The sequence below is a fragment of the Thermohahella caldifontis genome, assembly GCF_041153465.1.
Classification (GTDB): domain Bacteria; phylum Pseudomonadota; class Gammaproteobacteria; order Pseudomonadales; family Oleiphilaceae; genus Thermohahella; species Thermohahella caldifontis.
The window spans coordinates 640,033-663,141 of the sequence record NZ_CP154858.1 but is presented as its reverse complement, the minus strand read 5'-3'; the positions used below and the strand labels follow the sequence as shown (position 1 = coordinate 663,141).

At 52.7% G+C, this 23,109-nt stretch carries 20 protein-coding genes; 4 read left to right on the top strand and 16 right to left on the bottom strand.

Annotation, left to right across the window (positions count from 1 at the left end; all coding sequences use genetic code 11):
* Nucleotides 1-20 precede the first annotated feature (20 nt).
* The 4 genes from AAIA72_RS03200 (at nucleotide 21) to AAIA72_RS03185 (ending at nucleotide 5,144) form a co-directional block, all read left to right on the top strand.
* Nucleotides 21-929 carry a tetratricopeptide repeat protein gene (locus tag AAIA72_RS03200; protein WP_369602007.1) on the top strand — a complete coding sequence of 303 codons (909 nt, stop codon included), beginning with the start codon at nucleotides 21-23 and terminating at the stop codon, nucleotides 927-929.
* A gap of 238 nt (nucleotides 930-1,167) precedes the next feature.
* Nucleotides 1,168-3,024, top strand: coding sequence for an immunoglobulin domain-containing protein (locus tag AAIA72_RS03195; RefSeq protein WP_369602006.1), 1,857 nt, complete (start codon nucleotides 1,168-1,170; stop codon nucleotides 3,022-3,024).
* Nucleotides 3,025-3,220: 196 nt separating this feature from the next.
* Nucleotides 3,221-3,961 (top strand): PEP-CTERM sorting domain-containing protein, encoded by a 741-nt coding sequence (locus tag AAIA72_RS03190; RefSeq protein WP_369602005.1) that lies wholly within the window; start codon nucleotides 3,221-3,223, stop codon nucleotides 3,959-3,961.
* 61 nt (nucleotides 3,962-4,022) lie between these two features.
* On the top strand, nucleotides 4,023-5,144 hold the full coding sequence (locus AAIA72_RS03185) for an acyltransferase family protein (protein WP_369602004.1): 1,122 nt from the start codon (nucleotides 4,023-4,025) through the stop codon (nucleotides 5,142-5,144).
* Here AAIA72_RS03185 and AAIA72_RS03180 read toward each other — a convergent pair.
* The 16 genes from AAIA72_RS03180 to AAIA72_RS03105 form a co-directional block, all read right to left on the bottom strand.
* Nucleotides 5,132-6,214 (bottom strand): GNAT family N-acetyltransferase, encoded by a 1,083-nt coding sequence (locus AAIA72_RS03180; protein WP_369602003.1) that lies wholly within the window; start codon nucleotides 6,212-6,214, stop codon nucleotides 5,132-5,134. The two genes, AAIA72_RS03185 and AAIA72_RS03180, sit on opposite strands and share 13 nt — an antisense overlap.
* Before the next feature lie 80 nt (nucleotides 6,215-6,294).
* Entirely contained in the window at nucleotides 6,295-7,182 is an 888-nt protein-coding gene (locus AAIA72_RS03175) for a glycosyltransferase (protein WP_369602002.1), read from the bottom strand.
* Nucleotides 7,175-8,206 (bottom strand): N-acetyltransferase family protein, encoded by a 1,032-nt coding sequence (locus AAIA72_RS03170; protein ID WP_369602001.1) that lies wholly within the window; start codon nucleotides 8,204-8,206, stop codon nucleotides 7,175-7,177. The genes AAIA72_RS03175 and AAIA72_RS03170 overlap by 8 nt, the downstream gene beginning before the upstream one ends.
* Entirely contained in the window at nucleotides 8,199-10,118 is a 1,920-nt protein-coding gene (gene asnB / locus AAIA72_RS03165) for an asparagine synthase (glutamine-hydrolyzing) (RefSeq protein WP_369602000.1), read from the bottom strand. The genes AAIA72_RS03170 and asnB overlap by 8 nt, the downstream gene beginning before the upstream one ends.
* A 269-nt stretch (nucleotides 10,119-10,387) precedes the next feature.
* Nucleotides 10,388-11,638 carry a lipopolysaccharide biosynthesis protein gene (locus AAIA72_RS03160; protein WP_369601999.1) on the bottom strand — a complete coding sequence of 417 codons (1,251 nt, stop codon included), beginning with the start codon at nucleotides 11,636-11,638 and terminating at the stop codon, nucleotides 10,388-10,390.
* Nucleotides 11,635-12,762 carry a glycosyltransferase family 4 protein gene (locus AAIA72_RS03155; RefSeq protein WP_369601998.1) on the bottom strand — a complete coding sequence of 376 codons (1,128 nt, stop codon included), beginning with the start codon at nucleotides 12,760-12,762 and terminating at the stop codon, nucleotides 11,635-11,637. The genes AAIA72_RS03160 and AAIA72_RS03155 overlap by 4 nt, the downstream gene beginning before the upstream one ends.
* Entirely contained in the window at nucleotides 12,759-14,084 is a 1,326-nt protein-coding gene (locus AAIA72_RS03150; protein ID WP_369601997.1) for an O-antigen ligase family protein, read from the bottom strand. Before AAIA72_RS03150 ends, AAIA72_RS03155 begins: the two co-directional genes overlap by 4 nt.
* Complete coding sequence (locus AAIA72_RS03145; protein WP_369601996.1) at nucleotides 14,065-15,075, bottom strand: polysaccharide deacetylase family protein; 1,011 nt, start codon at nucleotides 15,073-15,075, stop codon at nucleotides 14,065-14,067. Before AAIA72_RS03145 ends, AAIA72_RS03150 begins: the two co-directional genes overlap by 20 nt.
* Nucleotides 15,072-16,184: a glycosyltransferase gene (locus tag AAIA72_RS03140; protein ID WP_369601995.1), complete on the bottom strand. Its 1,113-nt coding sequence runs from the start codon at nucleotides 16,182-16,184 to the stop codon at nucleotides 15,072-15,074. The genes AAIA72_RS03145 and AAIA72_RS03140 overlap by 4 nt, the downstream gene beginning before the upstream one ends.
* A 32-nt stretch (nucleotides 16,185-16,216) precedes the next feature.
* The gene (locus AAIA72_RS03135) at nucleotides 16,217-17,119 is read right to left on the bottom strand and encodes a glycosyltransferase family 2 protein (RefSeq protein ID WP_369601994.1); all 903 of its coding nucleotides are present in this window, start codon (nucleotides 17,117-17,119) and stop codon (nucleotides 16,217-16,219) included.
* Complete coding sequence (locus AAIA72_RS03130; RefSeq protein WP_369601993.1) at nucleotides 17,116-18,222, bottom strand: glycosyltransferase family 2 protein; 1,107 nt, start codon at nucleotides 18,220-18,222, stop codon at nucleotides 17,116-17,118. The genes AAIA72_RS03135 and AAIA72_RS03130 overlap by 4 nt, the downstream gene beginning before the upstream one ends.
* Before the next feature lie 39 nt (nucleotides 18,223-18,261).
* Nucleotides 18,262-19,227: a glycosyltransferase family 2 protein gene (locus AAIA72_RS03125; RefSeq protein ID WP_369601992.1), complete on the bottom strand. Its 966-nt coding sequence runs from the start codon at nucleotides 19,225-19,227 to the stop codon at nucleotides 18,262-18,264.
* 142 nt (nucleotides 19,228-19,369) lie between these two features.
* Nucleotides 19,370-20,128 carry a glycosyltransferase family 2 protein gene (locus AAIA72_RS03120; protein ID WP_369601991.1) on the bottom strand — a complete coding sequence of 253 codons (759 nt, stop codon included), beginning with the start codon at nucleotides 20,126-20,128 and terminating at the stop codon, nucleotides 19,370-19,372.
* Nucleotides 20,125-20,331, bottom strand: coding sequence for a glycosyltransferase family 2 protein (locus AAIA72_RS03115; RefSeq protein WP_369601990.1), 207 nt, complete (start codon nucleotides 20,329-20,331; stop codon nucleotides 20,125-20,127). The genes AAIA72_RS03120 and AAIA72_RS03115 overlap by 4 nt, the downstream gene beginning before the upstream one ends.
* 15 nt (nucleotides 20,332-20,346) lie before the next feature.
* On the bottom strand, nucleotides 20,347-21,654 hold the full coding sequence (locus tag AAIA72_RS03110) for a hypothetical protein (protein ID WP_369601989.1): 1,308 nt from the start codon (nucleotides 21,652-21,654) through the stop codon (nucleotides 20,347-20,349).
* A gap of 518 nt (nucleotides 21,655-22,172) precedes the next feature.
* Nucleotides 22,173-22,895, bottom strand: a complete 723-nt coding sequence (locus AAIA72_RS03105; RefSeq protein WP_369601988.1) for a methyltransferase domain-containing protein — start codon at nucleotides 22,893-22,895, stop codon at nucleotides 22,173-22,175.
* Nucleotides 22,896-23,109: the final 214 nt, after the last annotated feature.

Genomic DNA, 23,109 nt, shown 5'->3' with positions numbered 1-23,109 from the left:
CCACGGGCAATGTGACACCCATGCTGCCTGTCATCACCCGGGCCATCCATCTCCGCGATTTCGAACGCGGCCAGCAACTGATCGAAGAGGCCAGAACGCTCAAGGGCAGCACCGATACACTGGACGAAGCCTTGTTCCGGTTGAATGTCGAGCATATCGGTACACTGCTCAACGACAAGAAATACGACGAAGCACTGGGAATCGCCGAAACCACCCTGGAACGCTTTCCGGACAAGCTCGGCCCCTGGCTGCTCAAGGCGCGAATACTGGCGGCGAGCGGAAAGCAGAGCGACGCCCTGCTGGTGCTGAGACAGGCCAAGGAACGCTTCCCTCACGAATCTGCACCCTATGAGCTGGAAGGCGACCTTCTGGTAGAGGCAAAACAATTCGAGCAGGCTGCCGATGCCTATCAGCTCGGCTGGTATGAGAAACCCTCACAGACACTGGCCGTGAAGATGTATCAGGTACTCAAGGCGGCCAACAAGCCCAAAGAAGCCGTCAGCAAACTGGAAGCCTGGCTGAACAAGGATCCGCAAAGCCCGCAGGCACTCACCCTGCTGGCCATGAACCACCAGTCTCAAGGGCGCCTTGAAGAAGCACGCAAGCTCTATGAACAGGTGATCAAGCTCCGCCCCAATGACGCCGTCGCCCTCAATAACCTTGCCTGGATCTATCAGGAGCTTGGCAAGGGCGATGCGCTGGGTACAGCCCGCAAGGCCTGGGAACTGTTGCCGAACAACGCTGCCATTGCCGATACCTACGGCTACATCCTGCTCAGGCAGGGCCAGCCGGAACAAGCCCGGGAAATTCTCAAAAAGGCCCATGACGCCGCCCCCGAAGTGAAGGAGATTGCACTTCATCTGGCCGAAGCCCTCGAAAAAACCGGAGATTCATCCGGCGCACAGGCACTGCGCAGCAAGTTCAACTGACCGCAGTCATGCTCCCGTCCCCCATGAAGGCGCCCGTCGGCGCCTTTGCTTTTTGTAACGCCACATCCGTATCATCCAGCCAAAAAGTAACACTTTGACACACAACGTCATTTTGCAAAACAATGTCAAATTTTCGGCGGTTTTGGTTCCCCTTTTGTGACGTCTGTTCATAAACCATCGGCTTGCATCCCTAAAATGGTCGCCAGATACAGAGATAACCGACCAGGGGTACGCCATCATGCTCAAGACACACCAGATCATCCAGACACTTCGCAACGGATGTCTGCTGGCAGCCACGGCATGGCTGCTCACAGGATGTGGTGCAGGGAGCACAGGCGACACCGCAGCAACACTTCAGACCGCCACGGCCATCAGCGACAGCGCAGAAAACGGGACAACGCAGACCGTTGTGGTCAGCGGGCAGGCCGTCAAGGGCACACTCATCGGTGCCCGGGTGGCACTGTATCCGATCCGGAACGTGGCAGGACAAGCGGTACCGGATACCCGCAAGGCACTGGCGGAGACTACCACTGACCAAACCGGTCATTTCACCTTTACCCTGAATACCTCCGTCGATACCGACTTTCTGGTCGAGGTCGCATCCACGGACACCACAGAAATGATCTGTGATGACGTGGACGGCTGTACAAATGGCAAAGGCGTTGTCGCCTTCGGCAAGCGCATGGCCGCGCCCCGATCACTGCGCCTTGAAGCCTGGCGCAGTCAGGGCAATGCCCAGCCGGTCAGCGTCTCCACCCTCTCCCACATCGTGGTCGGGAAAGCTCGCCGGCATCAGATGGGGCTGACCCGTGAAACCGTTCAGGCTGCCAAATCAGCCCTCGCAGCACAGCTTGCCGTGGAAACGGAGGTGCTGGATGCCATGGTTGAAGACGTGACCGTCACCGTTCCCAGGGACACCAGGTCACTGAAAGCCTCCATCCTCAACACGACGCTGGCCAGCCTCTCGGACAGCCAGCAGGATATGGGCGCCCTGGTCAGCAACCTTGCAGAAACATTCGCAGCAAAGAACACACTTCCCCAGCGAGACACCATACTGACCCGTATTGGTGAGGTTGCGGTCAAAGTTGTTGAATCCCAGCCGGATGCAGCCGACGCGTCCGTGATTGACTGGGCGCTGGCCGCCGTCAATGAAGCCAGCTCTCAGCCGACGAACACCGAGACTCAACCGACCGTCGCAGATAATACGGCCACCACTCCGACAACCACCGCTGGCAACGACAACGCCAGCAATGTGTCAGGATTCGATACAGGTCTGACCACGACAGAAACGGCGCCCGGCGGCAGCGAGACGACAGAGGTTGTCGTGGTTGATACCGGCACCACGGTGGAGATGACCAACCCGGGAGACACCACTGGCAGTCAGACTACCACAGACAACGGCACAGGCAGTACCACGACTACAGACACAACTACGGAAGCCAATACGACTCCCAACACGTCAGACACTGGCACGGTGGCGGAGACCACCAATCTGGGAAACAACACTGGCAGTGAAACCGCTGCAGGCAACGGTACAGACACCACTACCACCCCCTCAGAGCCTATCATTGAGCCGGTAGCGATCTCTCTGCCTCCCGCCTCTCAAACAGCAGGCTACGGCCAGTCCGTCACACTGAACGTCAGCGCAACCGGTACCGGCCCGCTCGCCTACCAGTGGAAAAAGAACGGCGTGACCATTGAAGGTGCCAATCAGGCGACCCTGACCCTCAATGCCGTATCCCGCGCAGACGAAGGTCAGTACAGCGTAGTCGTCAGTAACGAAGCCGGCAGCGTGGAAAGCACGGCAGCCACCCTGACCGTAGAGGTCGATACTACCGCCACCCTGACCTGGACCATTCCGGAAACCCGGGAGGATGGCTCTGCCCTGCCCCTGACCGATATTGCGGGTTACAAGATCTACAAGGGCACCAGTGAAAACAATCTGACAGAAGTGGCCTATATCACTGATGCCACCCAAACCATGCAGCAGTTTACGGATCTTCCCACCGGCCGCTGGTATTTCGCAGTCAGCGTCGTGGATGTGAATGGACTGGAAAGCGAACTGTCAAATTCAGGCTACAAGGACATTTTCTGACCCATCCCCTGAAACCGGCTAACAGCGGGCCTCGGCAACCAGAGGCCCGTTCTTGTTGTCAGCTATCTTTACATCACGCGAAATCTTCGCTGTTTCACAAAACGCTATCTCTATGCTTTTTAAACAAATATTTTTAATGGCATAATACCTGCTTATAAGGATGTACGCTCACCAACGAAGAAACAGCGAGGAAGTTATGAAGAACAACGCACGAACCTTAAAGAGTCTTGTTGCAGGATCAGCACTTGCCATTGCGGCATCTGCGGTTAATGCAGCACCCATCATCGTCACCTACGATTTCCAGAAACTGACCGATTCCGGCGTTGCAGCATCGCCGCTGGCCGGCCAGTGGGCTGGTGGTACTTTCAATGGCATCCTCGGTGACGGAACTCCTTTGGCGGTCAACGCGGCAGCGGCCTCACCTGGCGAAAACGGTTTTCAGACCTTTGACTGGACACTGAGTGGCGTCACGTTGAAGGCCTACTCCAGCTCCATGACCAAGGGTAATGCCGACTATGCTTACCTTGATTATGGTCTGGCCGGATTGGGCGTGTGTAGCGTCGTAAACGCCAGCAACCAGTGCCAGCCCGGCAGCGATGACAACGTCACCGTTCACGGCGGGACGGATCATGAAGTCCTGAACCTCGACTTCAATTATGACGTCGAAATTCAGGCTCTGAGCCTGATTGATGAAAACCACAACGTTTATGCCAGCGTACCGAATGACATTCAGGTGCGGATTGACGGTGGTGCCTGGGCTCAGCTGAACTCAGCAGGCATGCTGTATGGCAAGCAGTTCGAGTTCAAGACACTCACCAACGCGTCTCAGTTCTATATCGGCGCACTGACCGCCAAGGTGCCTGAGCCTGCCACACTGGCACTGCTCGGCCTCGGCCTTGCCGGATTTGGCCTGTCACGTCGTCGCAAGACTGCCTGACACCAGCCGGACTGATCAGAAAAGGGGTGACTCGTCACCCCTTTTTGGTTGTATGATCAACATGATGAAAACCCAAATACCCAACACAACGCTTGATGATTTTTCCGAAGGCCGTGACAACAACTTCAATCTGTTGCGGATGATCGCAGCAACTCTCGTCATCTTCACGCATGCTTTCGGGATTACCGGTCACGGCCAGGCAGAACCGCTCTATCAATTCAGCGGCCTGTCTTTCGGCTCTTGGGCTGTTGATCTCTTTTTTGTGACCAGCGGCTACCTGATCTGCAAAAGCTGGCATGCACGTCAGAATCTTTTACGGTTTCTTTATGCGCGGTTTCTGCGCATCTATCCTGCCTTATGGGTATCGACTCTTGTCATCGCATTGATCGTCGGCCCGTTGTTTACGGAACTTCGCCTGAAAGAATACTTACTGCACCTGGATACCCTGAAATACCTGCTTGAAAATACGACCTTGCTGATCAAGGGCGTCAAGACTGATCTGCCCGGTGTCTTTACCGCCCATCCTTCTGCAGATATCAATTCCCCCCTCTGGACACTCCCGTACGAACTCAAGATGTACCTTTTGCTGGCTGCACTGGGCTGGACAGGGTTGCTGTACAGACGCGGGCTGACGCTTGCGCTTTCAATGGGGGCGGGGATTCTTTTTGCCCTGGCCTACTCCAGGCTAGTGCCTGAACTTGCCTCCTGGACTGAAGCGCTGCGTTTTGTGTTCTTTTTCTTCGCCGGTTCATCTGCGTGGCTGTATCGCAAGCAGATTCCGCTGCGCGCCTCGTTATTGTGTGCCATGGTTGGAGGCTTTATTGTGTTCAGCTTCCTGACAGACAACCTGGCAGCAAGGCGCATGGCACTGGCGGTCCTCACGCCATACCTTGTCTTCTGGCTGGCCTGTATCCCTTCAGGCTGGATACGCCATTACAACAGGTTGGGGGATTATTCTTATGGCACCTATATCTACGGTTATCCGGTTCAGCAAATCATTTTCGCATTGACGGGCGGTGCGGTTCTGAGCAACTTCATCCTCTCCTTCATGGTCACCCTGTCTCTGGCTGCGATCAGCTGGCATTTTCTCGAATCCAGAGCACTTCGATTACCCATGCCGGATTTTTTGCAAAGATGGAGTGCCAGACCGGCTATGGCAGTGCGCGGAATTCAGCCGGAATAGGGCCTGAGGGTTCTTTGCAACCACCGGCGGACCGTCAGGGGCGCGCGCCCATAAAGCTTAACCCCTAACCGAAATAGTGGATGGCGAACCAGTTGGACAGTGAGGAACGATGTGTCATGGGTGCTCAGATGTCCTTTGTAAGCGGTTCGTTTGCCCTCCCCGGCCAGTAAGTCATATCTGGCCACCTCATGCATCTGAAAAGCCCACTCAATCACATACCCCATGTGCAGGGTTCCCAGAGACAATTTGCGATCAAAATCCTCGATATAGCCGGACTGCAAATTGTAGAGTGTGTTACGGTATTGCAGATTATAACTGACGGATACGACCTGATCTCCGGCACGTAATACACCTAAACGCACATGGGCGGGAGGCAATGCTTGTATCATGGCCAAATGGAATGCCGTAGCCCTGAGATCAAAGGCCGGCGCACCCCAGCGTGTCACATGAAATTCATTCAGTTGTTCCAGGAATCGTGCGACTGCATGAAAGTCATCCGGATCAATCCATTCGTGAAGCATGCCGTAGCGGTCATTGGCCCATTGCCTGCGATTGTAAAGTTTCAACCGGGTATTCTTGCCAAGGGAAGACAGATAGCCTTCAAAGTCACCATCGTGCGTATCAACAAACCAGCTCGTATCCTCTTGTCTGATTACAGTGTAGGCATCGACATCTTTCCAGAAGGTTGCCGGACCGGATTCTTCAACATCCGGCAGCACCATGTCATCCCATTTGAGCTTTCCCAGCACCTCGGCCAGGATGCCCTGGAGTTCCCGCTCAAACTTTGAGTCAGTCAGGGGGCGAGTGTATTCCGAACGGACAGTATTGGCTCCACGCCAGACATTGCCCATCATCTGTAACTGCTTCAATCTCAACCCGGGCATGAGGGAATAGTCACGCGTATAGAACGGCGCCATGGCAACAAGCTGATCATGTTTCCAGATCCCGATGACTACCGGACAAAGACCAAGCGCCTCGCCCCAGACCTTCCACCAGTTACTGATCCAGGGCCAGCTTTGAAACAGCGTTGCGTCGGCTCTGCTCTCCAGATCTGACCACAGACGCTGCATGTCCATCTGATCTGACCAGTTCAGCTCGCAGGCACGCCAGACGTCTTTCCGGAAGATCTCTCTTTTGATCACAACCTGCCTCAGGGTGTCGTACGTTGTGTCAGCACACGAGCCAGAACGCGCCAGGGGCCTGGATCCAGGGGCTTGTACATCAGTGCCTTGCCCAAAGTAGCCAGCGCCTGATCCCATTGCCCTACTGTTGTGTGATAACGGGCCTTGCGCGTATAAAAGCGGCATAGCGCATAGCGGGCTTCCCGTGGCGTCACGGCATCCGGATACTTTTCCAGGAAATCCATGATACTGGCTTCATTGCTGGCAAAGCGCCGGCTTTTATCTGAAGAAATCTGGTTGTCCATGACTCGATAAAAAGCCATAAATTTCGGGATGTAGAGAAAGCTGTACCGGGCGGAGAATCTCAACCAGAGTTCAAAATCATCGGCAACCCTGCGCTCCGTATTGAATCCGCCCATTTCATCGAAACACTTGCGCCTGACCACTGCCGTATTCATGCTGACGCAATTGTCCACGATCAGGTATTTGGCAATGCGTCCGGAGTAACGCCGCATGTTCTCCCGACTGATCTCGTTACCCTGCTCATCAATCGTGATGATATCTCCATAAACAATGTCAACATCAGGATTACTGGCGAGAGCTTCCAGTGCCCATTCAAGTTTTTCTGGCACCAACCGGTTATCTGAATCCAGAAAACTGATGTATGCGCCTTTCGCATGTTTCAGTGCGAGATTTCTCGCGACAGATTGCCCCTGATTTTCCTGGTAAAAGTAGTGAATCCGGGGATCCTCAAGGTAGGGTGCCAGCACTTCCCGCGTGTTGTCCGTGGAACCATCGTCAACAATCAGCAATTCCCAGTTTGCCCATGTTTGCGCCAGCACACTTTCAACGGCTTCCGAAATCAGGTCGGCACGATTCCATGTTGGAGTGATGATAGAAACCTTGGGTTTATCCATGAACTGAATCCTCTTCATTCAAAGCATCGCGTGTGGCCGCCAGCAGCTCGCCGTCACTGTCACCCGCCATCAGAAACCACGTTGCATCAGCCAGCGCGGCGGGCGATTCACCTTTCTGGTACACAAAAAATCTTGACGCATAGCGGCCCCGGTAAAATCCCATTCCCCTTGCTACGGAGACGAACTGAGCATCCGAAGTGGCCAGCACAATGTGTTGCCGGTTAAGACGCCCACGCCGTGTGACCGCCTCAAGAAGGGCTGCCTTGATGCCCGCATCATGGCGCCCCGAGTAGTCCACAACGATCAGTGCATCCGGCTTCTCCCGGACAATCAGCAGGCCGCCAGGTTGTCCATCCGGCGCTTCATAGAGATAACTCTGATAACGTGCCAGGGGATGTTGTGCATACTTCCAGTTAAGGTAGGCCGGCGAGCGTACCACCTGAACCACAGTGGAGTTTCCGGCCATGGCCTGCCACAGCATTTCCAGCACGCCGGTTTCGGGCAGAGTCTCGAGCCTGACCACCCTGCCCCGGGCGGGCCCGGGCCCACCTTTCAGGCGATTGATCCACTGAAACCCATGGAGAATCAGGTCACGCCAACTACCCACTCTGTAAATCCGGTGCATGATGTGCATGCATGGCACTTCCTTCCAGCCAATATGCGCGAGGACAGCCGCTGCTTTTTCGCTGACCCCCAGCGCCATGATCCGATCACTCCTTTCATGCAGCGCATCCTTGATCAGCCGGCCAACGCCTTGGCCCCGCACCTTTGAGTCAACATAAAAATCACAGCTCCAGAGTGCCTCGCATTCCTGCCCGTTCACACTAAGACGCACAGGCATGACGCCGTTGAACCCCACCACCTCACCACCCAGGCAGGCAACCACCGGATCAAAGTTCCGTGCATAGGGATTGTCATGAAACTGCCAGTTCCAGATATGCGATTTTCTGGACTGATTGCCCATCAGCGCCATGACGGACGCAGCCATTTCCGGTTGATAGGGGGTTATCCGGACTTCAGTCATGAGCATCCAACCAGGTCTGAAACATCAGCACTCCCCAAAGCTGAAAGGAGAAATCATAGATATCCCGGCAATGGGCCTCCCAACGTGACCGGATGGGGTCAACCTTCCAGAAACCTTCCGCTTCAAGCCGACCGGGATCAAGCAGATCTTCGGCCCAGCTTCTCAAGGGGCCACGCAACCATTCGGCCTTGGGGATGGCGAAACCTTGTTTGGGGCGGTCAATCAAGGCCCGGGGGACATGCCGGTAAAGCACATTCCTGAGAATACTCTTGCCCTGGGTATCCTGTCGGTTCCATTCGACGGGCAGCGACAGCGCAAAGGCTACGATTCTGGGATCCAGCAACGGCACACGGGTTTCCAGGCTGGCCGACATGCCCGCCCTGTCCACCTTGACGAGAATATCATCCGGCAGATACCACTCCAGATCCGCTCGCATCAGGGATTTGAAATCATCCAGATGATCCGGGGCTGTTGCTGTCAGCGCGTAATCCGGTTCCCTTCCGCCTTTGACCACGGATTCCGGCTGTTGCCAGTAACTGACCTGAGCGCGGTACAGATCGGTAATCCTCCTGGCTGACGCACTGTTACGGACAGCACGCAGCTTCTCGGCCACATCAAAGTCAGACAAATCACGATAGGCCGGTTTGACAAGTGCGAGTACGGACCGCACCCAGGCAGGCGGCAGGCTGCCGATCCACCCTTTCAACTGAGCTTTGGGGGAATGCCGTTGCTGCCATGCTGTTACCGCATGGCCATAGCGCGGGTATCCGCAGAACAGCTCATCCCCGCCATCACCGGACAGCGCAACCGTTACGTGCTGACGTGTCAGACGACTGAGCAAGACAGTGGGAATCTGAGACGAATCGGCAAAAGGTTCGTCGTAAATCTCTGGCAGTTGGGTAACCACCTGGAGTGCATCGTCCGCAGTTACCTGAAGCTCGGTATGCTCGGTACCGAGATGCCTGGCCACTTCCCGGGCATATACGGACTCATCAAATCCCTTTTCCTGAAAACCGATACTGTAGGTATGCACATTCTGACCGCGTACCGCCTTCATGATGGCGGCAACGGTTGAGGAATCCACGCCGCCGGACAGAAATGCCCCCAAGGGAACATCCGCCACACAATGCTCATCCACCACTTCCATCAACAGCTGCTCAAGAGCCGAAACGGCACTTTCCGGTGAACCGGCCATTGGGGATGCCGCAAACTGCGCATCGAGAGACCAGTATTTCCGGGGGGCCGGCCACTCGGACATCTCCCCAAGCGACAACTCGATCCAGTGCCCCGGCAACAGTTTGAACACACCTTCATAAATGGTGTGTGGTGCAGGGATAAAGTTGTGACGCAGAAGCAGCGTGAGTGCATCCCGGTTGATCGCCGGTAAAAACCCCGGAATGACTCGCAACGCCTTGAGTTCGGACGCAAAAAACAACCGCCCCTGGCCGGAGCCGTAGTACAACGGCTTTTCACCCATCCGGTCCCGTGCAAGCGTCAGAGTGCGGGCGTGCCGGTCATACAGTGCAATGGCGAACATGCCGCAAGCGCGTTGAAGGGTGGCTTCCAGACCCCAGCTCTCGATTCCGGCCAGCAGCACTTCCGTATCGGAATGCCCGCGAAATGCATGGCCTTTTGCCTCAAGTTCCGCCCGCAAGGTCCTGAAATTATAAATTTCTCCGTTGAAAACCAGGCTGTAGCGCCCGCTCGCGGATGTCATGGGCTGGGCACCTGCCTCCGAGAGATCCTGAATGGCCAGCCGGCGATGAACCCAGGCCAGGCCGGCCTCGGGGTAAAAGGCACTTCCCTCACCGTCCGGGCCACGATGGATCAGCGCCTGCCCCATGGCGGCAGTCACCTGGGCGGCGCGGACTTCATCCAGGTTTCGATCAATGATGCCTGCCAGTCCGCACATTCGCTAACCTCCTGCTACTGAATAACGGGCCAGCTTTGACCACATCCAACGCCGCTCGTCCGGCTGCAGCGTTACCATCACAAACATGACAAGCCCGGCTGCAGCAAGGATACAGGCCGTTGCCAGGAAAAATTTCCAGTCATCCAGAACATACAACTGACGGCCCCAGCTGCCAACTGACAGAATCACGGCCGCCGGCACCAAGGCCGGCACCATTACGTTCCTGAAGTAGCACCACAATGGCAGATCCAGCGCACGACAGACGTATCTCAGGAAAAGGGGAAAAACAGCAGTGCCGGTACCAGAGAGGCAACCGCCACGCCTTCAATTCCCCAGATCTGCACCCACCACAGACTCAGTCCAAGATTGATGGCAGCGGAAACAGGCTGCCACCGGGCATAGATACCATGCTTGTTCATGGCCGTGAGCACCCGGCTCTGAAAGGGATTGAGCAAGGGCAGTACCGTGAATGCTGTCAGCACCGGAACCAACACGTCGGCCCGCGCAGCGTAATCCTGCCCGATCCAAAGCCCGATGAATGGGCCGCCCAGTACCACTACACAGGCTGCCAGCATTCCCAACAGTCCCACCACAATCCGGCTGGCGCGCAGGTACACCTCACTGATCTGTTCTGCCTCGCCTTTTGCATTCATGGCGGCAAACAAGGGCATGAAGGCATGCGTCAGTGTCCAGCCTATCGTGCGGATATACTGTACCAGGTTGGCCGGAATGCTGTAGAAGGGCACCGAAGCAGGCCCCATGAAGGCACCAATGACCAGGCTGTCCGTGGCGTTCTCAATCCGGGTCGCAATGCCCTGTATCAGGGATTTTGAGCCAAAGGTGAGAATCTCTGTCAGACGAACGAAGCGAAAATACCCAGGTGAAGGTTTCAGGCGCCCGAAACGTGGGCGCGACAGAATCAGCGCAAAAATCAGATATTTGCTGCTCATGCCCAGGGCATTGATCAGTGCAAGCAGCATCAGGCCATTTTCGGGCGTGATGTAATGGTACAGGATCAATGCACCCAGGACAGAATTGACGACAGTAATGGCGTTTTTCAGATAATATTTTTGAAAACCGTCCAGGTAACTTTCGGCGATGTAGCCCGGAAAGACGAAAAACAGTTCCGTACCGATAATCATGAGTACCCAGACGTAACGCATCGGCACCGGCTGGGTATCAGACAACAATTCGGGCCATAAGGCCGCACTAGTATAAAAAAGCACCCCGAGCATCGTCCCCACGGCCAGCATAAAGAGCCAAGCAGTGCTGTAGGTTTCCCGCTGTGCTGCGTCATCCTGCAGCGCATGATAGTGTGCGGCATAACGACTGACCGCCGGGCGGATGCCCATCTCGATCAACCCCATGTAACCAATGATGGCACCGAGCATCTCCCACAACCCGTAATCATGATTGCCCAGATTGCGGACAAAGATCGGTGTCATGATGAACGTGATCGCCAGCTTGACGATCAGCACGGCCATATTGGAGCCGGTGTTTACCAGCAAGGTACGTATCATGCCGGGGATCGTCCTGTCATGCGGCGGTAGAGCTCAGCGAGCTCTCTCGCAGGCCTTGTCACATCAAAGCGGCGAACGGCCTCTGCCTGCCAGTCCCTGAACCGTGCTTTTGCTTCAGGTGTGAGGGCCTGATCAAGTGCGGCAGCAAGCGCATCTGCATCGCCAACAGGCACCTGAGTTGCGGGTGTCCCGTCCAATACCTCACGCAAACCGATGCAGTTGGTGCCCACGATCGGCACGCCGGCCGCCAGCACCTCCATCGCCAGCAAGCCACAGGCCTCCCAGCGTGAAGGCATGGCCACCGCATCCATGCTGGCTATTGCGGACGGCATATCATCGGTATGGGGCATCTGGTGAAAATAACGCTCCAATCCCTGCTCGTGAATCCAGGCATAATCTTCCCGCACAAAGCCGCCCCACCCCCAGGTCAGTACATGAACCTTCTGATCCTCAGGCCGTTCCCGATTCATCAGCTCAACCGCACGAACCAGCACCCGGAAGCCTTTCTGAGCCATGAAACGACCGAAAAATCCGACGACGGGATTTGAAGGCAACACGTTACCAAGCTTGCTGCGCACATCCCAGGGCGTTCCTGATGCAAAATAGCCAGTATCCACTCCGTGCAGAATGGGGACAATCCTGTCCTGGGGAATACGCGGAAAGAACTCGCTGAAATTCCTGCCCGCATCTTCAGTGACGGTGTGAATGGCATCCATTCGCGCAAAACTGATTCCTGACATGAGTTTTTTCAGCCGGCCCTTCCACCCCGCAAATTGCGACTCGAGAAAGACATCATGGGCCGTCATGAGATGAGGAATATTCCGATACCCCAGCCGTGCCCACTCGGTCAGAATACCGGCGGAAAAACCATGCGAGTGAATGAGATCCCACCTCTCCTGTCTCAGCTGCTCACGAGCAGCCCGGAACAGCGCCTGGTTGGTATTATCACAAGGTATAAACCGGATTCGTCCTTCGGGTAGTTTGTTCGCAAGGAATTCACTTAGATCAAAGTCCGGTGCAACAAGGGTAAGACGAATATCTGAAAAATCGTCCCGGCCGTACACGTACCGAAAATAAGTCCGGATACCTCCGGCCGGCCACCTTGCTGTCAGCAATACGTTCATGTCCGTTTGGCCTCCCTGAACGGCAAGGCCAGCTGAAGGCGCTTCCCCGCTCTGTTATCCGCTTCTTCAGCATTCTGGCTTTTACCGGTTACCTGATTTTGCACTACGTTCGCGTAGGCCAGGATCAGCCCGCCAAAAAAATACCAGTAATACTGTGAAAGCCCCCAGTAATTGCTGCTATAGACCACATACATCCAGAAGACCGCCTGAAACACCTGGGGCATGCGCCTCAGGTATGCCTGCCCCGGATCAGGCAGCGCGCGGGTTGCCTGCAGTTGCTGGTACAATGCCAGAAGATAGCGAATGAAGAGGATGGCCCCGATGAGGCCCATCTCGATGATCAGCTCGGCGTAGAGCGTGTGGCTTGCCTGTCTCTTTCCGAATGTGTGATATTTGGCCTCGGCTGTGGTTCCCAGCCCGTGGCCGAATATGGGCCGTGTCATGGCCAGTTCAAACTCCTGGATGATCCCATTCAATCGGCCTTCTACGGTATGGGATTGTTTGGCTTCGCTGCTCACCAGAGAAAGGTAGCGATCCTTCTGCACGGGCGTCATTACGCTCCATGCCACCACCGCACCGATCATCACCAGCGCGAGCATTCGTGCCTTTTGACGTGATTCACGAAACACAAAGAATGCCACAACCAGGAGAGCCAGAAACGCCCCCCGGGACATCGTCAGAATCAGCGCATAGAGCAGCGCCGGGAGCAACACGAGGTACAAGATTTTTGCCAGCTTGCGGGGTGACTTGAACATGTAATAGTGAAGGAAGGGAATCACGGTCGCGATCACAAACCCCAGTTCGTTGGAGTTAATAACATCCGCCGGTGCGCCGGCAAGGCGCTGGGCAAAACCGTCGTCGGAACCCAGATAGGTTCTGCTGCCCCAATAGCCTTCAGTGATGTTGAGGTAAAGCGGCTCAAGCACACGAAAAGTCTGAAGTGCCATGAACAACAAGACAACCTTGCGGAAGCGCTCGGGCGAATCGACACAAGCCACTGTAAAATAGAAAAACACCAAAGCCTTGATGAAGTTGTCAGCGTTATTCAAGGCCGAGCCGGGCCAGGAAACCAGAGGCAGGCTCAGCACCAGATAGATCAGGAGCGCTTTAAGGCGCTCGGCAGCAGGATAATCAAAACGCCCCCGGAGCTTGTCTTTCTGGAACACCAGAGAAATTGTTATCAGCACTGCCAGCAAAAGTGTCGGTCTCAGCACTTCCAGAGCCCGGATGCGTGCCGAAGAATGGAGAAAGAAATCCGCCAGAAACAGACAGTAGAGAACGAAGGTACCACCGGAGACCTGGTTACGGATTGCTGAGTACATGCCTTCGGCTCCGGTTGCTCAACCATTCGACACCATGAAGCGCCTTTCCGAACTGGAATGCATCTTCACAACCAGAAAAGCGCCGGATGGCATAACGATGCTTCCAGCCCATATCGTCATGAAAAGCCGTGACTGCCCCGACAAAACCGGCCTGCCGGACGATCTCCATCACCTCTGTCGTGTAGTCCGAAGGCGTACCGTTGGGATAGCAGAAACTTCGGATCCGCTGGCCGAGCACCTGGCTGATGCGTTCCGCACAGCCATGTATTTCATCTTCTGCCTGGCGCCGGGATACGCGCCCCAGTGACGGGTGGGACACTGTATGCCCGCCAATTTCCAATCCCTCGTCCTGCATGCGCTGCAGCTCATCCCAGGAGCAAGGGGACCAGGGCGGCTCGATTTGGCCGGCAGGATAAAGCCCGCTCGCCTCTTCCAACTCCAGGAGCATCCGGTTCTTTTCATCATCGGAAACGCTCAGAAGTACGCTGTACAAAGCATGACATAGCGCATCCTGAGCCGCTTCACTGACCCGGCCGGCAGGCACAACCACATGGCCCAGCGTGATTGCCCTGCTGAACCGACCGCCCTGGATACAGCGCTTGACGCGATCCGGCCAAAGCCAGGTTTCCCCATCAATAAAGCCGGTGGTCACGTACAATGTGGCCTGCACGCCATGCTTTCTGAATAGTGGCCAGGCCACGTCATAAAAGTCGCGATATCCGTCATCAATGGTGATCACCACAGAATTGGGTGGCAAGCCCTCCCCTTCATAATAGCGTTGAATGGCCTCAGCCATGGTGAAGGTATGGTAGTGGCGGGCAATTTGTGCGAGCTGGCGGTCCAGTGCCGCCGCGGAGACCGCCCCAGGTGCCGGTTCTGGCGAAAAGCGATGATACATGAGCACCCTGGGTGCGTGGCGCGTCATCAGACGGGAAAGCGCAAACACGCCAAATGGCGCCGCGATGCGAACGAGCCGGCCCATCACACTCATGCCAGGACTCCCGTTACACGCCGGTAAAGCGCCTCGTGCTCAGCGAGCATGCGGTCCATGCCAAAACGCTGACTGGCGGACAAGCGGGCCTGCTCTCCCAACTGCTTCCGCAACTGCGGATCCATGGCCAGCGCACGCATGGCACCTGCCAGCGCCTCAACATCCGCAACCGGCACCACGTACCCTTCCCGGCCATTGCGCACCGCTTCCGGGTTGCCCCCGGTATCCGTACAGATCACCGGCAGTCCGGCCTGCATATACTCCACAATGGCATTCGAAAAACCTTCGGACTCCGAGCACAAAATCCCTATATCCGCATACCCAAGGCAGGCCTGTGCATCTGGCCGGGGCCCGAGAAAGCACACATTTTCGGCCACTCCCAGACCTCGTGCAAGCTTCTGCAGTGGTACCCAGTCACCGCCACCCACCAGCACCAGCCCGGCATTTACCCCTTTCTGTACAATCATGGCCAGTGCCCGGATGGCATCCTGGATGCGCTTGATCGGCCGCTGATTGGCCACCAGCATGAACACCACGGGGAAAAGTTTGCGAAACCCCTCCAGTTCCGGTACGAACACGGCGTCCACATCTCCGGATTCATAACCGTTATAAATCACCTCAATCCGCGAAGTCGGAATACGTTCCACCCGCGCTGTAATCTCCGCAACGGCCTGACTGTTGACCACGGCTGCAGTGACAAATCGCCCGGTGATCGGCAGAACCTTCCGGTACAGGGACGTGTACCAGAATCCCATGTCCCGGCGGGAGATGAGCACAGGGATACCGACCATCCGGAAAATCGGTGGACAGAGCACCGAGGCATCATTGAAAAAACACTGAACGAGCTGAATACCGTCCTTGCGACACTGGCGGGCATAGCGGAACATCGCCACCCAGGTGGCCGGCCGGGATACCTGCGTGCGCCCCAGAACATCGACCGGACAGGGAAAACCATTGGCTTCAATCCAGGGCGAAGGGGCCAGTATGAGCAGACGCACCTGATGCCCCCGGGCCTGCATGCCACGCACCAGGCGCCAGAGCTGCCCTTCTGTCCCGGCTCCGGGCGAATCAAAACGATCAATGACGTAAAGAATATTCAGACCAGACACCGCCCTGTTTCGTCCTGCTCATCATCCCTGGCTCATGCCCTGCGTTCCAGACGCAGAGCCACCTTCGCTGCCCGAACCGGGTCGAGGAGGCCTGATTTTACCAAATGTAACAGAGCGCTGACATAACTTTTCGAAGAGAGTGAGACCTGCGCCATCCTGTAGTGGAGCACTGCGCGACGTTTGCGGAGGGTCGAGGGGCGATACGGATAACGCCTTGCAGCGCGCTCGAGAATTTCAAATCCGGTACGCCACCGTACATCCTGACGCTTGGCACTGATGGAATCACCGTGACGGCGATAACAGAACAGGAAATCGGGAATGTATCCGAAACGCGTCACTTCGGCCATCCGGATCAGCATGTCGTGATCCTGCGCAGCCCGGAAGCCCTCTTCAAACTCTCCAACCTGCTCATAAACGGATCGCCGCACCAATGCATTCACCGGCAAGGCCATGTAGCAATCCAGCAGCACGGCATTCGGATCACCCGGGTCCTGATGGTCCTTGGCATGGTAAGGCCAGAGAATCTCCCCATCCGCCTTGACGAAATAACCATTCGAGTACACCAGGCCCACATCGGTATGGGCCTTGAGGTAAGCGACCTGCTTTTCCAGTTTTTCCGGCATGACATAGTCATCACTGTCCAGCACCAGGACATACTCGCCACGCATGTGCCTGAGGCCAAGATTGATGGAAGCCGCCTGACCCCGATTCACATGGCCGGGATGACTGAACAGCCGGATCTTTCCCTCCGCTTCGTACTGCTTGAGGATGGCCCAGGTGTTGTCCGTGGAGCCATCATCCACCACCAGAATCTCGTAGTGCGGCCAGGTCTGGGCCAGAATGCTGTCGATGGCCTCCCCGATGTACGCGGCGCGGTTGTAGGCGGGGATGATGACGGATACAAGATCCTCAATGGCTGGCTCTCTGGCTGTCACGCATCTGACCTCTTCTTAAGCAACCCCAACAAACCCTTCAAAAATCCCCAACCCAACGCCACATGCACTACCGGGATCAGTTGTAACGCCCTGTGCAGCAGGAATCTTCCGTGAGCAAGGGAAAGGCGGACGCCTTCTATGGCGACCAGCCCAACATACAATGCAAGCGTTGCAAGCCAGAGCCAACCAAAACCCGGCAGCATCAGCGCAATCAACGCACCCAGCGTGAGAAAGAGCACGAAGGCCGGCGGCACCAGGACTTCCCAGGTCAGGCGCTCGGGATGTTTCAGGATAAACCGTGCGCGCCCGAGGCCATAGCGCTGCAATTGCCGGAACAGGGAACGCACGTCATGCCTCGGATAATACTTGATCTCGAGTTCAGGTGAGGTGTAGCACTGAAACCCCAGCTTCTCCAGCCGGTAGTTGAATTCAAGATCCTCCGCGGCATCAAACTGCTCGTCGAAGAGACCTACCGCCTCAAAAACAGATCGGTGATACAGCGTACCGATAGTCAGCGGACTGGCCCAGCCCTCGTAATCACTGTAGATCAGGGATTCGACAGAATGCGCCAGGGGGCTGGAGCGTATGATGGCCAGATCGCGCTGAAAAGACGTGATATCCGGAGGATCCAGAGGCTGGGGGCGACCCAGCACGCTTGCGCCCGTTTCACGTATCAACCGGTCCGCATTTCTCAATAGCTGGCGTGACGGTATATAGACATGACCATCCACGAGGAGAAAGTAGTCACCCTTCCCTGACCGGATGGCGCGGTTGCGTGCCCCGCTTGACAGCCTTACGGGATTATTGATCAAGGTGAGTGCAAAGTCGGGGTGCTGCCTGGCAAAATCCCGAACAATATCCGGCGTTCCGTCATCCGACTCACCATCAGCCACAATCACTTCATAGAGTTCCTTGGGATAATCCTGATCATAAAGCTGTTGGAGTGTCTGACGGATATAGCGTGATTCGTTGCGGACAGGAATGAACACTGTGAACCGGGTTCTGACACCCTGGCTTTCAGCCCCGAAGTCGCCGGGATCCACGCCCGCACGCCGGCTTTCCATCCCCTGTGCATTACCTGAATTGATCACTGAATCTGACATTCCCTATCCCACGTTGAGAGCCTGGATCAGCCTAACGGATTAGACCTGTTTTTTGAAGGTCTTCCAGATACTTTTGAGCAGCCCGACACTCCGGCCGGCAAAATACGCCCAGTCCACGATCCACGCCTTGAGTACCAGATCGGGGGTAATCCGTTTTCTGCGGCTGCGCCGGAAACGGTGGATGGTGAACACCGTCACCACGGCAGCCCCCAGCAGCAACCCGGCCAGAGAGACTGCCGGCGCCATCAGCCAGCCCAGTGCAAACATCACCTCGGCCAACAAAAAAACACAGGTCGCCAGGAAGGTCTTGTCCAGCAGGCTGGTTTTGGACTGGAGAAAGCTGGACGCATGCCAGATTTCCTTCCTGAACACATCACCCAACGTTTTGGGGTTTCCCAGATGAATGACGCTGCACTCCGGCAGGTAAAGGGTCTTGTAGCCTGCCTGCTGAATCCTGTAGGTCAGCTTGGAATCCTCACCCGCTTCAATGGTGGTATCAAAACCCCCGACTTCCTCATACACCTCACGACGCAGGGCAAGACTGCTCCCCCAAAGCATGTTCGCCGGGCCGGACAACCCGGGCGGCTCGAACAACAACCAGCCCTGCTCCACCCAGGTGGCATTGTCGGGGTTCAGACAAACACCGCCCACAGCCCCAACCGAAGGATCTTCAAGTGCTTCGCAGGCTGCGCGGATATATTCCGGCCCCAGAATGCAATCGGCGTCAGTATTGATGATGATATCGCCTTTTGAGGCCTGAATGCCATCGTGGCGGACGCCTCCGACCCGATTAGAATAGGACTTTATAAGTAGTACACTCTTAAACTGCTTAGCCTTCAGACACGTATCATCAACAGAAAAATTATCCACAACAATTACTTCATAAGATGCACCAATAGTTGAACTAGAAATAATTGAAGAGATAGTTTTAGAAATTGTATGCCCAGCATTCTTAGCCGGCACAACAACCGATAAACAACAGCTACCAAAGGGACTCTTCGACATGCGAGTTCAATCCATTGTTTAAAAGGTTAGACGCAACCCAAAATATATTTTTTACAAAACTCTATTACAACCCCAAACAGCCAATTCAACCAATATCAACTTGCGATAAAAGCAATAAATCATACCAAAAAAGGTGAAAGTCCTATAATTTACGAATCGACTTGCTTTCACCAAACTTAAACAGAAATTGAATAAGTCCATAGATCAAGCCTAAGGCACGACCCAAAAAATAGAAAAAACTAACTGCCAACGCAGGAAATAGGTTTGACAATAGCAAGGACAAAGAATATTTTGCTCTCTTTAAAGAAAAGACAAAAATCAAAAAGAAGAGACCAGCCAAAGACATTAAAAATATCAAATGGCACCCTAAAATTAGGCTCAAAAACCCAGAAATAATTGACAAAATAAATAATACGGTTGCAAAAAATGTCTTATCTAAAACCAGGGGTGTCGTTCTGAAATACGAAGACCCATGCCACATTTGCCTTTTGACTAATTGCCCAATCGTTTTAGAGTTATTAAGATGAACAACGGAACATGAGGGCAAATATAATACCCTGTACCCTAACCTCCTAATTACGCGAACGAATCTTGAGTCTTCACCTGCATCGACATCCTCATCAAATCCACCTACTTTTTCATAAACCTCTCTTCGGAAAGCCAAGCTACCACCAGGCAAGTCGTTAGCCTCTCCAAAACCCCCCTCATCTGAGACTAATATATAACCGTTTTCGACCCAAGTTGGTTCATTCGTTTTCAAATAAACTCCGCCCACGGCACCAACATTAGGGTCTTTAAGTGAATCCCTTATTTCTTTTATAGAGCCTTTATTAACCAGGCAGTCTGCATCTACATTATATATTACAACTCCTTGACTTTGATGAATACCTGTATTTCTCACCCCCCCACATAGCAAGCATCAGACACAATCAGCTTCACAAAAGGATAATTTTTCACAATATTTGCCGTTGAATCTAAAGAATTATTATCGACAACAATAACCTCGACATCCTTGTCTTCTTCAACAATACCCTTAATACTATCCAATGTGCGCGCAATTGTTTTTTCAGCATTATATGCTGGTATAACTATACTAACCAACATGAATTCACCAAAATTTCACTCCACGTATGATGTAGGGCTGGAAGGCTTCGGAATTTCGCATTTATAACAAAAAGGAACACCAACATCCCCTTCAAACTCTTCGCCTTTAATATAATGAACGTAATATGTTCCAGGTTGAAAAAATCCAGGATTAAACATTACTGTTATTTCACCATTCTGCCTTTTGATAATAGGCTGAACTATATACTCAGAACCTTGTGTAAGCACGGAATCTTTCGATATAACCACTCTTTCGAAATCATTATCCATGTAGATATTATCAAAATAGGTTTCTTGGTGAACCGGTATTTTTCCATCAAATCCAATAAGTGCAATGGTCGGGCTATACATCCCGGAAATGTCTTTATAAGCCTCCACACCAGAACTCCAATCGATGCTAGCTTGCTTAATTCCATTTACGTAAGAATTGGCCGTATTAGAAGCCCCATCTACAAAGACCTCCATATGATTCCATTGCCCTGGCTTTGGCGCAACTTTTTCCAGCGAATACAACCAATCCTCAGCTCCGCCAGCACCCAAATTTGCGTTGGTCCACGACAGTCTAATGCCCTGATCACCATTTGGATGCTCCCATATTCTAATATACTTATTGTTGCCAGAGGACATTGCGCCATCTATATCAAAAACAGCCTGTGCACCAGTTAATTTTTGGGTAACTTTTTTTCCAACCAAACTACTTGCATTAGATACTCCAGAAAATTCTACATGAACCTCGTTATCACTATAATTAATCAGTTTACCTATAGTGCCATCCTCAAGTTCCAGTTCACTATCTTTAATGTTCTGAAATGATGCATCAACGGATTTCAGCTTAAGAACATAGTAGAACTTTGTATCATAGCGCTGCTTAAGCCACCAAGACACATAAATTTTCTTATTGTCATTAGTATAATCTGTATATGCCCTAGGCCAACCAAGATAGCCTTTGTGACCTTTAACATAGTACACATACTTATCGCTTTCCCAGGCTGAGCCTTCGCTACTCACAACCTTTACATTTACGGAACCATAAAACCCAGGATTGCTAGGCTTATCCCATCCAAGATCCGTTGCGCTATCACCTCTCTGCACCAAGAACCCATCGTAAACAACATCGTCTCTTCCCTGAATAGTTCCATTTTCAATCACCGACTCTACAGCATCATAAAGAATTGCTGGCCTCGTTTTGTTGACAACAATATCTTTACCAGATAGCCTGAGCATATCCCCTGTCTTTAAAGGCGATTCATAAACCAATTCAAATGACTTGGCGCTAGCTATAAACGCCAAAGATAACACAATAACCGAAACTGTAGTTTTCATATTAGACCTCCGCAACAAATCTCGGGTTATATTGATGACGCACATACACTATCACTAAAGAGAATATCCAAAAATTAACCAGCTCACGGAATTTCGAAACTTAACAAAAAACCAAAACCACTAACACTTAAACACGCAAATGCAATACAGATTACACAAACATTGGCAACGCAATTAATTTAGACATTACCTCATATTACACACACCAAAATCTTTTAAAAACTCAACAAAGAGAAAAACAAATATTGATTATAGATAAAATTTAATGTGGCTTACGATGCATAAAACTTTAGATTATCAAACCTATTCGCCTAATCAATCTGACATTGCCCGTTTAGATTCATCAAGATCACATATTAGAACAATACTCTTTATAGCTCCATTCAGCGCGATGCAATTTATTTAAAAAAATCCTGTTTTCAACAAAGCTAGTCAAACATGCATTATCATATATTCACACACAACAAAGACCGCCATAAATTATTGATAGTTTCATACAGAAACCAATTCTTTTAACATCAATCACAAGACGGATGCGCCACAGCAACCAATCCCATAGACAACATTGGAAACCGATCATAAAATATTCTTTTAATTTTACTTTTCGGAGCTATGGCGCCATGACAGAAATCGATTCTGTTTACTTTAAACCCTGATAAAGCCAAAATTTTACTCAACGTATACGGAGTAAACCAATACCTGTGATCTGAATTTATTACCTCTCTAGATCTTAAAGCAAACAAAAAATTATCCTTTCTGAACGCATTAGGAGTTGTAACAATCAGTCCACGAACTCGCCCCAGCATTTTTTGCCTCATGTTTGACAAAAATAAAACTGGATTGTCAACATGCTCAATCATTTCTCCCAGTATACAGTAGTCCCATCCTCCCTCGTGTTCAATGAGATCTATATCAGACAAAATATCAAAATGATATACGTCATCATACCCTAACCGCCTAAGCTCTTCGACACCATCTCTATTTATATCCAACCCAACACAGCGAGATGCCCGTTCACATAACTTAGAGTGCAACCAAGTGCCAGAGTCTATTTTTTTATTTAACAAAGGAAGATGATCAACACACCCAACGTGAATCACTGCCTTCCCATTAACCATTGCGGACAAATATTCTATTCTTGATACAACGCTCCCTGTCTTTTTATAGACAACAGAAACACCATCTGAAAATCTTTTGCCGCGCAAGTAATCCTCTATATGGAGATTTTCTGTTTTATTCATAGCGAATACTCCTACCTTTTACATCACACAAACTGAGAATTACAACTTAACCATACCACACACAAAGAATTGCTAATTTTATTATAACTTAAACTATAGAATGACATGAACCCAAATTATCAATTTTAAGTTTAAACGAACAATTCTAAGAACATCAATCCTTTGCCATTTTTATCACCAAACAAACAAAAAACTACATTCAAGATTTACGGGC